The 12811-nt window shown below is 44.7% G+C and carries 12 protein-coding genes; 9 read left to right on the top strand and 3 right to left on the bottom strand.

Translation table 11 applies throughout. The annotated features are described in order from the left end of the window. Positions 1-14: 14 nt before the first annotated feature. Both B5D54_RS02650 and rne read right to left on the bottom strand, forming a co-directional pair. The gene (locus B5D54_RS02650; protein WP_078924936.1) at positions 15-893 is read right to left on the bottom strand and encodes a DMT family transporter; all 879 of its coding nucleotides are present in this window, start codon (positions 891-893) and stop codon (positions 15-17) included. Between the two features lie 136 nt (positions 894-1029). Then, entirely contained in the window at positions 1030-4107 is a 3078-nt protein-coding gene (gene rne, locus B5D54_RS02645; RefSeq protein ID WP_115173978.1) for a ribonuclease E, read from the bottom strand. A 616-nt stretch (positions 4108-4723) separates the two neighbouring features. Here rne and rluC point away from each other — a divergent pair. Then, positions 4724-5674: a 23S rRNA pseudouridine(955/2504/2580) synthase RluC gene (gene rluC / locus B5D54_RS02640; RefSeq protein ID WP_078924934.1), complete on the top strand. Its 951-nt coding sequence runs from the start codon at positions 4724-4726 to the stop codon at positions 5672-5674. A 15-nt stretch (positions 5675-5689) separates the two neighbouring features. Here the strand turns inward: rluC and B5D54_RS02635 are convergent, their stop codons facing one another. Further along, positions 5690-6271: a Maf family protein gene (locus tag B5D54_RS02635; protein ID WP_078924933.1), complete on the bottom strand. Its 582-nt coding sequence runs from the start codon at positions 6269-6271 to the stop codon at positions 5690-5692. Positions 6272-6483: 212 nt separating this feature from the next. Between B5D54_RS02635 and yceD the strand changes: the two genes are divergently transcribed. The 8 genes from yceD to fabF all read left to right on the top strand — a co-directional run bounded on the left by yceD (position 6484) and on the right by fabF (position 12767). Beyond that, positions 6484-7008 (top strand): 23S rRNA accumulation protein YceD, encoded by a 525-nt coding sequence (gene yceD / locus B5D54_RS02630; protein ID WP_078924932.1) that lies wholly within the window; start codon positions 6484-6486, stop codon positions 7006-7008. Between the two features lie 31 nt (positions 7009-7039). Then, a complete protein-coding gene (gene rpmF, locus B5D54_RS02625) occupies positions 7040-7210 on the top strand; it encodes a 50S ribosomal protein L32 (RefSeq protein WP_021019534.1) in 171 nt (56 codons plus the stop codon). A 9-nt stretch (positions 7211-7219) separates the two neighbouring features. Then, a complete protein-coding gene (plsX, locus tag B5D54_RS02620) occupies positions 7220-8245 on the top strand; it encodes a phosphate acyltransferase PlsX (RefSeq protein WP_078924931.1) in 1026 nt (341 codons plus the stop codon). Positions 8246-8250: 5 nt separating this feature from the next. Further along, positions 8251-9201 carry a beta-ketoacyl-ACP synthase III gene (locus tag B5D54_RS02615; RefSeq protein ID WP_078924930.1) on the top strand — a complete coding sequence of 317 codons (951 nt, stop codon included), beginning with the start codon at positions 8251-8253 and terminating at the stop codon, positions 9199-9201. Between the two features lie 76 nt (positions 9202-9277). Continuing rightward, positions 9278-10201 (top strand): ACP S-malonyltransferase, encoded by a 924-nt coding sequence (gene fabD, locus B5D54_RS02610; RefSeq protein WP_078924929.1) that lies wholly within the window; start codon positions 9278-9280, stop codon positions 10199-10201. Between the two features lie 26 nt (positions 10202-10227). After that, the gene (fabG, locus tag B5D54_RS02605; RefSeq protein WP_078924988.1) at positions 10228-10962 is read left to right on the top strand and encodes a 3-oxoacyl-ACP reductase FabG; all 735 of its coding nucleotides are present in this window, start codon (positions 10228-10230) and stop codon (positions 10960-10962) included. A gap of 233 nt (positions 10963-11195) precedes the next feature. After that, positions 11196-11432, top strand: coding sequence for an acyl carrier protein (acpP, locus tag B5D54_RS02600; protein WP_000065130.1), 237 nt, complete (start codon positions 11196-11198; stop codon positions 11430-11432). 90 nt (positions 11433-11522) lie between these two features. Next, positions 11523-12767 (top strand): beta-ketoacyl-ACP synthase II, encoded by a 1245-nt coding sequence (fabF, locus tag B5D54_RS02595; RefSeq protein WP_078924928.1) that lies wholly within the window; start codon positions 11523-11525, stop codon positions 12765-12767. Positions 12768-12811 lie beyond the last annotated feature (44 nt).

Here is a 12811-nt window from a genome sequence, read left to right as displayed (position 1 = left end):
AATGCCGGTCGGCATTATTCTGTCCACATCACCATAATAGCGGCTAACGCGACGAATACTAAACCGATCCCATCTTTGATTCGAACCTTTTGTTTTAGCCAGAAAATGGAGATTAATAAGGTAAAAAAGATTTCCACTTGGCCTAATGTTTTTACATAAGGAACGGCTTGCAAAGACATCGCACTAAACCAACCAATAGAGCCCATACAACTACTGGTGCTTGTTAATAAGGTTATCTTAGGTTTATGGAATAATTGGATCAGGGTATCTTTATCAACCATAACAAGATAGCCGAGTAGTAAAAGGGTCTGTAAGCTGATAACAAACAACAATACCCAAGCAGCACTATAAGGGAAGGGGAGCCCGAGCGATAAACTCGCTTCTCGAACCCACAATGACGTTAAGGCAAAGGCGCTACCACTACTGATCCCCAAAATTACGGTTGTTAACGATAACTGACGTAAGTGGCCGCGTGTACTCATCAGAAAGACGCCTATTCCTCCTAGAAATACGCCAAGCCAACCGAATAAACTCAACTGAGTACCAAAAAAGAGCATGCCTAAAATAGCCGCAACCAAGGCTTCACTTTTGGCTAAGCCTGCCCCCACTGCATAGTTATTGTATTTGAATAGTTTTACCATCAAAGCGGTAGCAAGGATCTGCATGACGGCTGCTGAGCTCACCAAGCTGATAAAGGTAATAGTAAAGGTTGGGCCTTCTGTGGGAGCAATCAAATATAAACTAAGTAGATAGACAGCGGCTAATGGACCTGCCCAGAGAAAACGAGCCAAAGTGACTCCTGCTGTTTTTATTTCTTCGGATAACCGACTCTGTAGTGCATTACGCCAAGATTGCATGAAAGCCGCAAAAAGAGTAAGAAAAATCCATGTCATGAGCCGATGAAGTCCAAGTGAAGGTAAAGAGTGGGCATTCTACCAAATCTGTTTGGTTAAGCCTGTTATTTCTGTTTATTGAATACTATAAAAAAAGGCTGCCTATTGAGGCAGCCTTGAGCGGTTTTATTTTATCTTAGAAAGCTTGAGGCTTTGCCATCTCAGCGCTTGCTTGGTTTTTTGCTGCCTGACTACCGGCCCCTTTAGGCTGGTAACGTTCATTACGTAATGGCGCTGCGATAACGGAAATCTCTTTGAGATCTTGAGTTCCCGGCGCTTTCGCCATCGGCGCAAATGCATGACCTGCTTTGCGTTTAACCGTTTTAGCAACCTTAGGCTCATTGATGACGATAGGTGCTTCTTCTGGAAGCAAATCCGTTTCTGGCGCTTCTTCAACGTCTTCAGCCACGATGACGGTCTGCGTTTCTGCAACAGATACTGCTGGAGCTACCGACTCAACACGGTTATCCGTTGCGAGTGCATCGATAGTTTCAGCCGTTTCACTGTCCACAACGATAGGTTCTACTTGTGGTTGAATATCGTTTGCTAGCAATGATGTGGGTTGTGCCTCTTGGCTCTCCGACAATTCGGTACTGGTTGATTCACGACGCAAGATAACTTTGCCCATGGCCATCTCTGGACAAGCGAAGCCACCTAGTATAGTTGTTTCTTCTACTAGGTTTTGAGGCGCGACCTCTGTTACTAAGAGAGAAGCTTTGTCTTGTTCACGATTAGGCTTAGCCAGATCATAACGTGGCATCACTTTACCCATGGCCATTTCAGGTGAAGCAACACCACCTTTACGTAAGCGGAATGGGTTAGGGCGGCGATCACGACCACGGCGGCGACGTTGACCACTGGCACGAAGATGACGAGGAGAACGACGGTTACGACGTTGCTTCTGCTCTTCTTTCTCACCATTCCCATTCTCTGTTGGTAGAATTTCCGAAGCCAGTGTATCAATTGCTGGATCTTGTTCAACAGGCTCTACCATCGGAGAATGGATAGTGGTCGTAGCCACATCGCTATCTGCATCTGCGGTCGATACGGGTTGATCTTTCACAACTCTAATCGATTTTTCTAGCTTACGGCGTTGACGGCGCTCTTTGAGAGCCGCAGGTTTTGGCTCTTTTACTTCAACATCAACAGAGATCTCTGGCTGAGTTGCGGCATCTTTTAATGCTTCTTCAGCCAATTGGCGACCTTGCTCTTGCAACTTGGCAGACTGTGCGTTATCACGCTTATTACGACGTGGTTGCTCACTGCGCTCTTGCTTTGGCTTACGTTCTTGCTGCTGTTTGCGAGGCGCACTATCTTTGTCTGCTTTGTTGGTTGGATTGATTTCTTCGTTATTCGTCTTGCGTCGATTGTTTTTGTCACGAGGATTGTTACGACGACGATCGTTGCGCTCTCGACGAGGTGGTTGAGAAGCTCGATTTTGTTCAGGCTGAGCAACTTCGTCTTGTTTCGTTTCTTCACTAGGGCGAGTAAATAGCCCGGACAATGCGCCAAAGAGACGGTTCATCAATCCTGGTTTAGTTGATGGTTCAGACTCGGTTATCGTCGGCTGTTCGGCTTTAGGTTTCGGCGCTGGTGCTGTTTGTGCAGGAGCCGCGAACCCTTTCAATACAGGTTCCTCAAGACGTTTGGGTTTAACATCCACATCAACCGGCTCTTTGCCTTCGGCTTCTTTCAACTGTTCAAGTTTTTTCGGAACCAAGTAAGAAAGCATTTCTTGTTCTTCACCTTCACGGACACGGATGACCTCAAAGTGAGGTGTCTCCATATCAGAGTTTGGAACGATCGTGATTCTTACTTCTTGATTACGTTCAATATGGTTGACGGAACGACGTTTCTCATTAAGAAGGTAAGAGGCAATGGACACCGGTACAATGGTGAGAACTTGAGAGGTATTATCTTTTAAGGCTTCTTCTTCAATTAAGCGCAAGACAGATAGAGCCAGTGATTCATTATCACGAATGACTCCTGTCCCTGAACAGCGAGGGCAAATATGGTGGCTGGCTTCTGCTAATGATGGGCTCAGACGCTGACGAGACATTTCCAATAGACCAAAGCGAGAAATGCGGCCAATTTGCACTCGCGCACGATCAAGACGCACTGCCTCACGTAGTCGATTCTCGACTTCACGTTGATGGCGTACTGGGGTCATGTCGATAAAGTCAATGACCACTAAGCCACCTAGGTCACGCAGGCGTAATTGGCGAGCAATTTCATCTGCGGCTTCAAGGTTTGTGTTGAGCGCGGTTTCTTCGATATCACCGCCTTTGGTTGCTCGGGCGGAGTTGATATCAATCGAGGTTAGCGCTTCTGTTGGGTCAATAACAATAGAGCCACCAGAAGGTAAGCGAACTTCACGTTGAAACGCTGATTCGATTTGGCTTTCAATTTGGAAGTGGCTGAAAAGTGGCACCTCCCCTTCGTATTTTTTCACCCGATTGACGAAATCTGGACGAACCAAACGAATATGTTCTAATGCCCGTTCATAGATGGTGTTGCTGTCGATAAGAATTTCACCAATATCACGGCGTAAATAGTCACGAATAGCGCGAACAATAACGTTACTTTCCTGGTGAATAAGGAAAGGGGCTGGGTTAGACTCAGAAGCTTGCTTAATCGCACTCCAGTGGTTTAACAGAACGTTTAAATCCCATTCTAACTCTTCGGCACTTTTGCCAACCCCTGCAGTACGGACAATTAAGCCCATGCCTTGTGGTAAGACAAGTGTACTTAAGGCGGCTTTAAGTTCCGTGCGTTCATCCCCTTCGATACGACGAGAAATTCCGCCGGCACGAGGGTTATTTGGCATTAGAACTAAGTAGCTACCAGCAAGAGAAATAAAGGTCGTTAATGCAGCTCCTTTGCTGCCGCGCTCTTCTTTTTCCACTTGGACAATCACTTCTTGACCTTCTTTTAGCACCTCTTTAATGCTAGGACGGCCTTGATAGCTATAACCTTCTGGAAAATATTCGCGGGCAATTTCTTTGAGAGGGAGGAATCCGTGTCTTTCCGCGCCGTAGTCAACAAATGCGGCTTCTAGACTGGGTTCAATGCGGGTAATGCGTCCTTTGTAGATATTTGCTTTCTTTGATTCATGTCCAGGACTTTCGATATCTAGATCAAACAGTCGCTGGCCATCAACCAAGGCGACACGCAACTCTTCTTTTTGAGTTGCGTTAATTAACATTCTTTTCATTTAAAATCTCGTTGTATTTTCTTCATTTTGATTATTATTCTTGCTGCTTTTTTCGTTTTCACGGTGCCAGATCCCATGGCTATTGGTTACAGCCTCCCGGCTGGAGGGGATGCTCTGAGGGCACTTCAGTCATCACAAGCACACAGTTTGCCTGTGATCCGCATATTGGCGGAGAGTACTCAACATGAAAAGACGAGGAGTAGGGCAACAAGAAAGCTTTGATCAATGGTGTCTTACGCCGTGTGCTGCACATTGATGTTTAGCGGGACTACTCACTATATTTGCTGCAAACAAAAAGCGAGAACATTACGCTCAAACTTTTGGTTCGTTGCAGCAATGAACTATAGCAGTGACTGGTAAACTCAGCAATCAGCATTATTAGAAAGCGCTTAAATTTTTAATATTCTGTACAAAAATGTCACAGTTTCATCAGTATAAGAGTCAGAAAGCCGGAATGAAACTGCAAGATTATCAGTAAAATAATGCAGCATTGACAGCGTATTATTGATATTTGATGCTATTTTCGACAAATTAACTTTAAATTTACGGTAACAAAGTTATTTTAGTGAGTTAAGAAAAGCGTGATTTTCCGCAAATTACCGCTAAAATGCGTCCCATGAACGAAATCAGAACTGAAGTCCAATTTGTCGATATAAACGATGATATGGCTGGTCAGCGCATCGATAATTTCTTGCGTAACCAATTAAAAAATATACCCAAAAGTGTAATATATCGATTATTGCGCAAAGGTGAGGTGCGAGTAAACAAAAAGCGCATCAAAGCTGAATATAAACTGACGGCGGGGGATGTAGTTCGTATTCCTCCTGTAACGATGGAGATCAAAGAACAAGCAAACCCAGTACCTAGCACTAAGTTAAACCGCGTGGCAGAATTGGAAACTTGTATTTTGTATGAAGATGAACATTTACTGGTTTTAAATAAGCCTTCGGGAACCGCGGTGCATGGCGGCAGTGGTTTAAAATTTGGTGCCATTGAAGCATTGAGAGCGTTACGCCCACAGGCTAGATTTTTGGAATTAGTTCATCGTATTGATAGAGATACTTCGGGAATTTTGCTGGTAGCCAAGAAACGTTCGGCTTTGCGTCAGTTACAGAGTCAGTTTCGAGAGAAAACTGTCCAAAAGTATTACTTTGCTTTAGTGATGGGGCAGTGGAAGACACAATGCAAAGTTGTGAATGCACCATTATTAAAAAATGAAGTCAACAGCATTGTGCGGGTTAATCCAGCCGGAAAACCTTCAGAAACAAGGTTTAAAGTGATTGAGGCGTTTCCGCAAGCAACCTTAATTCAAGCCAGCCCCATTACTGGCCGAACGCATCAGATTCGCGTTCATACTCAATATGTTGGCCACCCTATTGCGTGGGATGATCGTTATGGTGATCGACGCTTTGATGCTTATACCGCTCAATTTGGCATTGATCGGCTGTTTTTACATGCGGCAAACATTATATTTCTGCACCCGGCTACGGGTGAAAAAATGGAGATTAACGCACCATTGGAGAAACGTTTGTTACAAGCATTGGAGAAAATGCGTCAGTCGAACTAATGGTGCATTTTTGTGCTATAGAACAGATACACCTTCGTTTTCGAGTAATGTGACCAATTTTATTAAGGGTAAACCGATTAAAGTATTGGGGTCATCCCCTTCTAGTCGTTCAAAGAGGGCGATACCGAGCCCTTCACATTTAAAACTCCCAGCGCAGTAAAAGGGTTGCTCTTTATCGACATAACGTGCAGCTACTTCATGGGTTAGCCTACGAAAATGAACAGTATAGGTGTCGACGATAACCTGAGTATTTCGGGTGAGTGAGTTGTATAGCGCAAGCCCAGTATAAAAAGTGATGGCTCGTCCACTCTGGTTGAGTAATTGCTCAATGGCCTGTTCTCGATGGTGGGGTTTTCCCACGATTTTTCCATCAATAACGCAAACTTGATCGGATCCTATCACCAAGCTGGGTTTGTCAAGCGAACAGGAGAGAGCTTTATTAGTCGCTAAGCGAGTAACTAATTGTTCTGGCTCCTCATTGTTCAATGGGGTTTCATCACAATTGGGTTGTGTGGTGATAAACGGGATAGCGAGTTTTTCCAGCAATTGCTGACGATACGGTGAGGTTGACGCTAAAACTAGTTGGTAATTCTGCATTTTAATTTACAATTGTCGCGGCTTTGTGGGTAGCATATCGGATTTTCTCGTACTATCTCAAGCAGAGCACACTTGTTTCAAGAGTGAGGCGGTGAGTCCTACCCATTAAGGTATTGCATTGCCGTACAATAACGATAAATAAGAGTGGGAAAAGCAACTTTTTTGCCTTTTCCTTTGACTAAAACTATTTTGGAAGATAATATTCGCGCCCTATGCAAAAGGTAAAAATACCGCGAACGGTTGACCCGGCTAAAGCCGCTCAAAAACGACTTGATTACGATGGTATCATCCAACAGAGTCTTTTAAAGCGCTTAGAAGAGTCAGTCGCAGGCGTAAAACGCGACGCTCACATCTCATTGTCATTTGGGATGGATGAACAGCAACTGGTTGTTATCTCTGGTAAAGCTAACATCGAAGTTGATTTAGAGTGTCAACGCTGTAATGAGTTATTCGCACATGAGTGCGAAGTCGAGTTTACTTATACTCCCTATTATAGTGAGAAAAGTGAACAAGATGCCCCGGACGAATACGATTTGGTAGATCTTAATGAGTACGGTGAGGTAGACCTCATTCAGTTAGTTGAAGACGAGTTCATCTTAAACTTACCCCAAGTTGCGATGCATGATGAAGCGGATTGTCGCGTTAATTCAGACAATTTGGTGTTTGGTGAACTTCCAGAAGAAGTGTTGGAAGACAAGCCGAATCCATTCGATGTTTTAAAAAGTTTAAAGAAGTAAATCTTTAAGCATTAACATAGGAGTAGGGTCCATGGCCGTACAACAAAACCGTAAAACACGTTCTAAGCGTGGCATGCGTCGTTCACATGATGCGCTAACTACAGCTGCTCTTTCTGTAGACGCGACTTCAGGTGAAACTCACCTACGTCACAATGTGACTGCTGACGGTTACTACCGTGGCAAAAAGGTTATCAACAAGTAAGGTTGACCTTTGCAAAATTTAACCGTTGCACTTGATGCAATGGGCGGGGATTTCGGTCCTCGCGTTACAGTGCCTGCCGCCGTGCAGGCACTGTCGCATTTCCCAGAGCTAAAAGTGATTCTCGTTGGTGATCGAATGCTGATCAGCCAACACTTATCTTTACTCGGTTACGAACCAAACGCTCGTTTGAGTGTGGTGCATAGTGACCGAATTATCTCTAACTCAGAGAAACCCTCATTGGCATTACGTAATAACCAAGACAGTTCGATGGGGCGAGCGATTGATTTAGTGGCTCAACGTCATGCGGATGCTTGTGTTAGTGGTGGCAATACAGGAGCTTTGATGGCGTTATCTCGTTTTCGTCTTAAGCTTTTACCGGGTATCGATAGACCAGCGCTTGTTTCTGCTTTACCCACCGCTTCTGGTAAAAAAACATGGTTATTAGATCTTGGGGCTAATGTCTCTAGTGATGCCGATTCTCTCTTTCAATTTGCCGTCATGGGGGCAGCCCTAGCTGAGCAGCATTTGCCTCATCCTCCCCGGGTTGGCATTTTAAATATCGGAGTCGAGGAAATAAAAGGTAATGATCTTGTCAAACAATGCGCACAAATGTTAAAGCAGACACAGGCTGTGAATTTCATTGGCTATATTGAAGGGAATCAGTTATTGATGGATGCGGCGGATGTCGTTGTATGCGATGGATTTGTGGGGAATGTCTGCTTAAAAACGTGTGAAGGAACAGCACAACTCTTTATTGATAAGCTAAAGGCTCGATTTTTAGCCTCATCCATAAAGGGTTGGATAGCAAGAAAATTATTTTCTGATCTATTTAATGAATTAAAAACCTTGAACCCCGACCAGTATAACGGCGCAAGTTTGTTAGGATTGCGCGGCATCGTGATCAAAAGTCACGGAAGTGCTGATGTATCCGCAGTCGTCAACGCGATAGGTGAAGCGGTTCATGAGGTGAAACGACAGGTCCCTAGCCGCATCAGCGATCGTTTGGAAGCGGTTTTACTCGAGAGGCATTATTAGTCTTCATGTATAGCAAAATTTTAGGAACAGGCAGCTACCTGCCAGCTCAGGTGCGTACTAACGCAGATCTAGAGAAAATGGTAGAAACCAGTGATGAGTGGATTGTGACTCGCACGGGTATTCGTGAGCGCCGCATTGCTGCTGAGAACGAAACGGTGGCAGATATGGCTTTTTATGCCGCCGAAAATGCCATAGAAATGGCGGGAATTGATAAAAATGAGATTGATCTCATTATTGTTGCGACAACCAGTGGCAGCCATACCTTTCCTTCTTCTGCTTGTCAGGTTCAAGCTAAACTTGGCATTAAAGGTTGTCCTGCATTCGATTTAGCGGCCGCATGTTCTGGTTTTATGTATGGTTTATCGGTTGCCGATCAACATATTAAATCGGGTATGTGCAAGCATGTGCTTGTGATTGGTGCAGATGCATTATCAAAAACGTGTGATCCGACCGATCGTTCAACCATCATTTTATTCGGTGATGCTGCTGGGGCGGTTGTGATTGGAGCCAGTGAAGAGCCTGGTATTTTATCGACTCATATCAATGCCGATGGAGAATTTGGTGATTTATTGAGCCTTGAAGTGCCAGAACGTGGTGGTAATACCGATAAATGGTTGTATATGGCGGGTAATGAAGTCTTCAAAGTCGCGGTTACACAACTGTCAAAGTTGGTTAAAGATACCTTAGCAGCCAATAACATGCATAAATCGCAGCTGGATTGGCTTGTCCCACATCAAGCCAATTATCGCATTATTTCAGCGACAGCAAAAAAATTGTCTATGTCTCTTGATCAGGTGGTCATCACCTTAGATCGCCACGGTAATACTTCAGCGGCAACGGTTCCAACCGCGTTAGATGAAGCGGTTCGTGACGGACGAATTCAGCGAGGCCACCTATTATTGCTTGAAGCATTTGGTGGTGGCTTTACTTGGGGTTCAGCGTTAGTACGTTTTTGAGCCTCACTCAGTGATTGATTTGGTTTTAAGGAGTTTTAACGACTCCTTACTCATTATTAAGGTTAAGGAATAAAATATGAGCAAGTTTGCTATCGTATTTCCCGGCCAAGGTTCACAAGCCGTTGGTATGCTTGCTGAACTTGGACAACAGTATGATGTCGTTACACAAACCTTTGCCCAAGCTTCTGAAGTACTCGGATATGATTTGTGGGCCCTGGTCCAAAATGGTCCAGTGGAAGATCTCAACCAAACTTTTCGCACTCAACCGGCGCTATTGGCGGCTTCTGTGGCTATTTGGCGAGTTTGGCAGTCGTTGGATTTGGAGCAACCAGAATTTCTTGCGGGGCACAGTCTTGGTGAATATTCGGCTTTGGTTTGCGCGGGCGTTATTGATTTTCAACAAGCGATTAAACTGGTTGAATTGCGCGGTCAATTGATGCAGGAAGCCGTCCCTGCTGGAACAGGAGCTATGTATGCGATTATCGGCTTAGACGATGAAGCAATTGCGAATGCTTGTCAGCAAGCTGCCCAAGGTCAGGTGGTTTCTCCGGTTAACTTTAACTCACCGGGTCAAGTTGTGATTGCAGGTCAAAAAGAAGCGGTAGAGCGTGCGGGTGTGTTATGTAAAGAGGCGGGGGCTAAACGAGCGCTGCCACTGCCCGTTTCTGTACCTTCTCATTGTGCATTAATGAAACCTGCGGCAGAGAAGCTGGCACTGGCATTAGCTAGCCTTGAATTTAATACACCTAATATCCCAGTGATCAATAACGTTGATGTGATTGCAGAAACGGATCCAGCAAAAATTAAAGATGCATTGGTTCGCCAATTGTATAGCCCAGTACGTTGGACTGAAGCTGTACAGAAAATGAGTGATGCTGGAATTGATAAGCTGCTTGAAGTTGGTCCTGGTAAAGTCTTAACTGGTTTAACAAAACGCATTGTAAAAACCTTAGATGCAGCGGCCGTGAATGATCTTGCATCATTGGATGCTGCAAAATAAAGTAGGGAAAAAACATGGCTGAATTTATGAGTCTTGAGGGTAAAGTCGCTTTGGTTACGGGCGCAAGTCGTGGCATAGGCAAAGCGATTGCAGAAACGTTAGTGGCTCGCGGTGCGACGGTTATCGGTACGGCGACCAGTGAAAGTGGCGCTGAAGCTATCAGTGCATATTTAGGTGATAATGGTCAAGGGTTTGCTTTAAATGTCACCGATACCAGTTCAATTGAAGCCGTATTAAAAGCAATTACTGAGCAGTTTGGTGGCATCGATATTTTAGTGAATAATGCGGGTATTACCCGTGATAATCTATTGATGCGAATGAAAGATGAAGAGTGGACGGATATTCTCGATACCAACCTCACTTCAATTTTCCGCTTATCGAAAGCGGTATTACGTGGCATGATGAAAAAACGCCATGGTCGTATCATAAATGTGGGTTCGGTAGTTGGTACAATGGGCAATGCTGGGCAAACAAACTATGCGGCAGCAAAAGCGGGTGTTATTGGCTTTACTAAGTCAATGGCTCGTGAGGTTGCATCGCGCGGTGTGACTGTCAACACAGTTGCGCCAGGTTTTATTGAAACGGATATGACAAAAGCGCTGAATGATGAGCAACGTGCTGCTACACTAGCACAAGTTCCTACTGGTCGTTTAGGCGATCCTCGGGAAATCGCATCAGCCGTCGCATTTTTAGCGTCATCTGAAGCGGGTTACATCACCGGTGAAACATTGCATGTCAATGGCGGGATGTACATGGTTTAATACCGATTGTTTGGTGAAGTTGGGGGAATAATGTAAGCTTATACCGACTTCTCGTAACAGTTAGGTTTAATCTGCGCAACATTTGTGCATGATTTATATCAATAATGGTGTGAATTTCGGTTAAAATCGGCAAATTTGTGGTTTGACCAGCAAGGTCCCTCTTGCAACTTTCACTAGTTCGAATAAACTACGGAATCATCGCATTAGGCGAAATCTGTAAAGGAAAAGAAAACATGAGCAACATTGAAGAACGCGTAAAGAAAATCATCGTTGAACAGCTAGGTGTAGACGAAGCAGAAGTGAAAAATGAATCTTCTTTCGTTGAAGATCTAGGTGCAGATTCTCTAGACACTGTTGAGCTAGTTATGGCTCTAGAAGAGGAATTTGATACTGAGATTCCTGATGAAGAAGCAGAGAAAATCACTACTGTTCAAGCTGCGATCGATTACGTAACCAGCAACGCTCAGTAATGTTCTCCCCAGGCGGCCCTCTGGCCGCCTGAGTTTTTCTCATTCTTCTATATCCTCTCATAGAATTTTTCAATTCCGGAGAATAAGATCGTGTCCAAGCGTCGTGTCGTTGTCACTGGCATGGGTATGTTGTCACCAGTGGGCAACACAGTAGAATCTTCTTGGAAAGCCCTGCTAGCTGGTCAAAGTGGTATTGTTAATATTGAGCACTTTGATACTACAAATTTCTCAACTCGTTTCGCAGGTTTAGTTAAAGGTTTTAACTGCGAAGAGTACATGTCTAAGAAAGATGCCCGTAAAATGGATCTCTTCATCCAATATGGTATTGCTACGGGTATTCAAGCATTAGACGATTCAGGTTTAGAAATCACTCCAGAAAATGCTCACCGCATCGGTGTGGCTATCGGTTCTGGTATCGGTGGTCTGGACCTGATCGAATCGGGTCATCAAGCTTTAATTGAGAAAGGCCCACGTAAAGTCAGCCCATTTTTTGTTCCATCAACCATCGTGAATATGGTGGCGGGTAACCTTTCTATCATGCGTGGTTTACGTGGTCCCAATATTGCCATTTCTACGGCTTGCACCACTGGATTGCATAATATTGGCCATGCAGCGCGCATGATCGCTTATGGCGATGCGGATGCTATGGTTGCCGGTGGTTCCGAGAAAGCCTCAACGCCTCTTGGTATGGCAGGTTTCGGTGCGGCAAAAGCGTTATCAACTCGTAACGATGCTCCCCAAAAGGCTTCACGCCCTTGGGACAAAGATCGTGATGGTTTTGTTTTAGGTGACGGGGCTGGTGTGATCGTACTTGAAGAGTATGAGCAAGCAAAAGCTCGTGGCGCTAAGATTTATGCTGAAGTGGTTGGTTTTGGTATGTCAGGCGATGCCTATCACATGACCTCTCCAAGCGAAGACGGTTCAGGTGGCGCTTTGGCGATGGAAGCAGCTATGCGTGATGCTGGAGTTACAGGTACACAAATTGGTTATGTTAATGCCCATGGAACCTCAACTCCTGCTGGTGATGTTGCAGAAATCAAAGGTATCAAGCGAGCATTGGGCGAAGAAGGGGCTAAGCAAGTGCTCGTTTCTTCAACCAAATCTATGACTGGTCACCTATTGGGGGCTGCGGGATCTGTTGAAGCGATTATTACTATTATGTCTTTGGTTGATCAGATCGTTCCACCGACGATTAACCTTGATAATCCAGAAGAAGGATTAGAGATAGACTTAGTACCTCATACCGCACGTACCGTATCTGATATGGAATATGCGATCTGTAATTCGTTTGGTTTTGGTGGCACCAACGGGTCACTGATTTTTAAACGCATTTAATTCTGTCATTAACATGGCTTGTGTTTCAACGGCTTAGTGCTTAG

The sequence above is a fragment of the Vibrio cincinnatiensis DSM 19608 genome (genome assembly GCF_900167345.1).
Lineage (GTDB): Bacteria > Pseudomonadota > Gammaproteobacteria > Enterobacterales > Vibrionaceae > Vibrio > Vibrio cincinnatiensis.
Note: the sequence above shows the minus strand (reverse complement) of the source record. Positions and strands in the feature narration are given on the sequence as shown.

Coding starts and splice junctions, on each gene's coding strand:
- B5D54_RS02650 (WP_078924936.1), bottom strand. CDS start 893: ATGACATGGATTTTTCTTACTCTTTTTGCGGCTTTCATGCAATCTTGG.
- rne (WP_115173978.1), bottom strand. CDS start 4,107: ATGAAAAGAATGTTAATTAACGCAACTCAAAAAGAAGAGTTGCGTGTC.
- rluC (WP_078924934.1), top strand. CDS start 4,724: ATGAACGAAATCAGAACTGAAGTCCAATTTGTCGATATAAACGATGAT.
- B5D54_RS02635 (WP_078924933.1), bottom strand. CDS start 6,271: ATGCAGAATTACCAACTAGTTTTAGCGTCAACCTCACCGTATCGTCAG.
- yceD (WP_078924932.1), top strand. CDS start 6,484: ATGCAAAAGGTAAAAATACCGCGAACGGTTGACCCGGCTAAAGCCGCT.
- rpmF (WP_021019534.1), top strand. CDS start 7,040: ATGGCCGTACAACAAAACCGTAAAACACGTTCTAAGCGTGGCATGCGT.
- B5D54_RS02615 (WP_078924930.1), top strand. CDS start 8,251: ATGTATAGCAAAATTTTAGGAACAGGCAGCTACCTGCCAGCTCAGGTG.
- fabD (WP_078924929.1), top strand. CDS start 9,278: ATGAGCAAGTTTGCTATCGTATTTCCCGGCCAAGGTTCACAAGCCGTT.
- fabG (WP_078924988.1), top strand. CDS start 10,228: ATGAGTCTTGAGGGTAAAGTCGCTTTGGTTACGGGCGCAAGTCGTGGC.
- acpP (WP_000065130.1), top strand. CDS start 11,196: ATGAGCAACATTGAAGAACGCGTAAAGAAAATCATCGTTGAACAGCTA.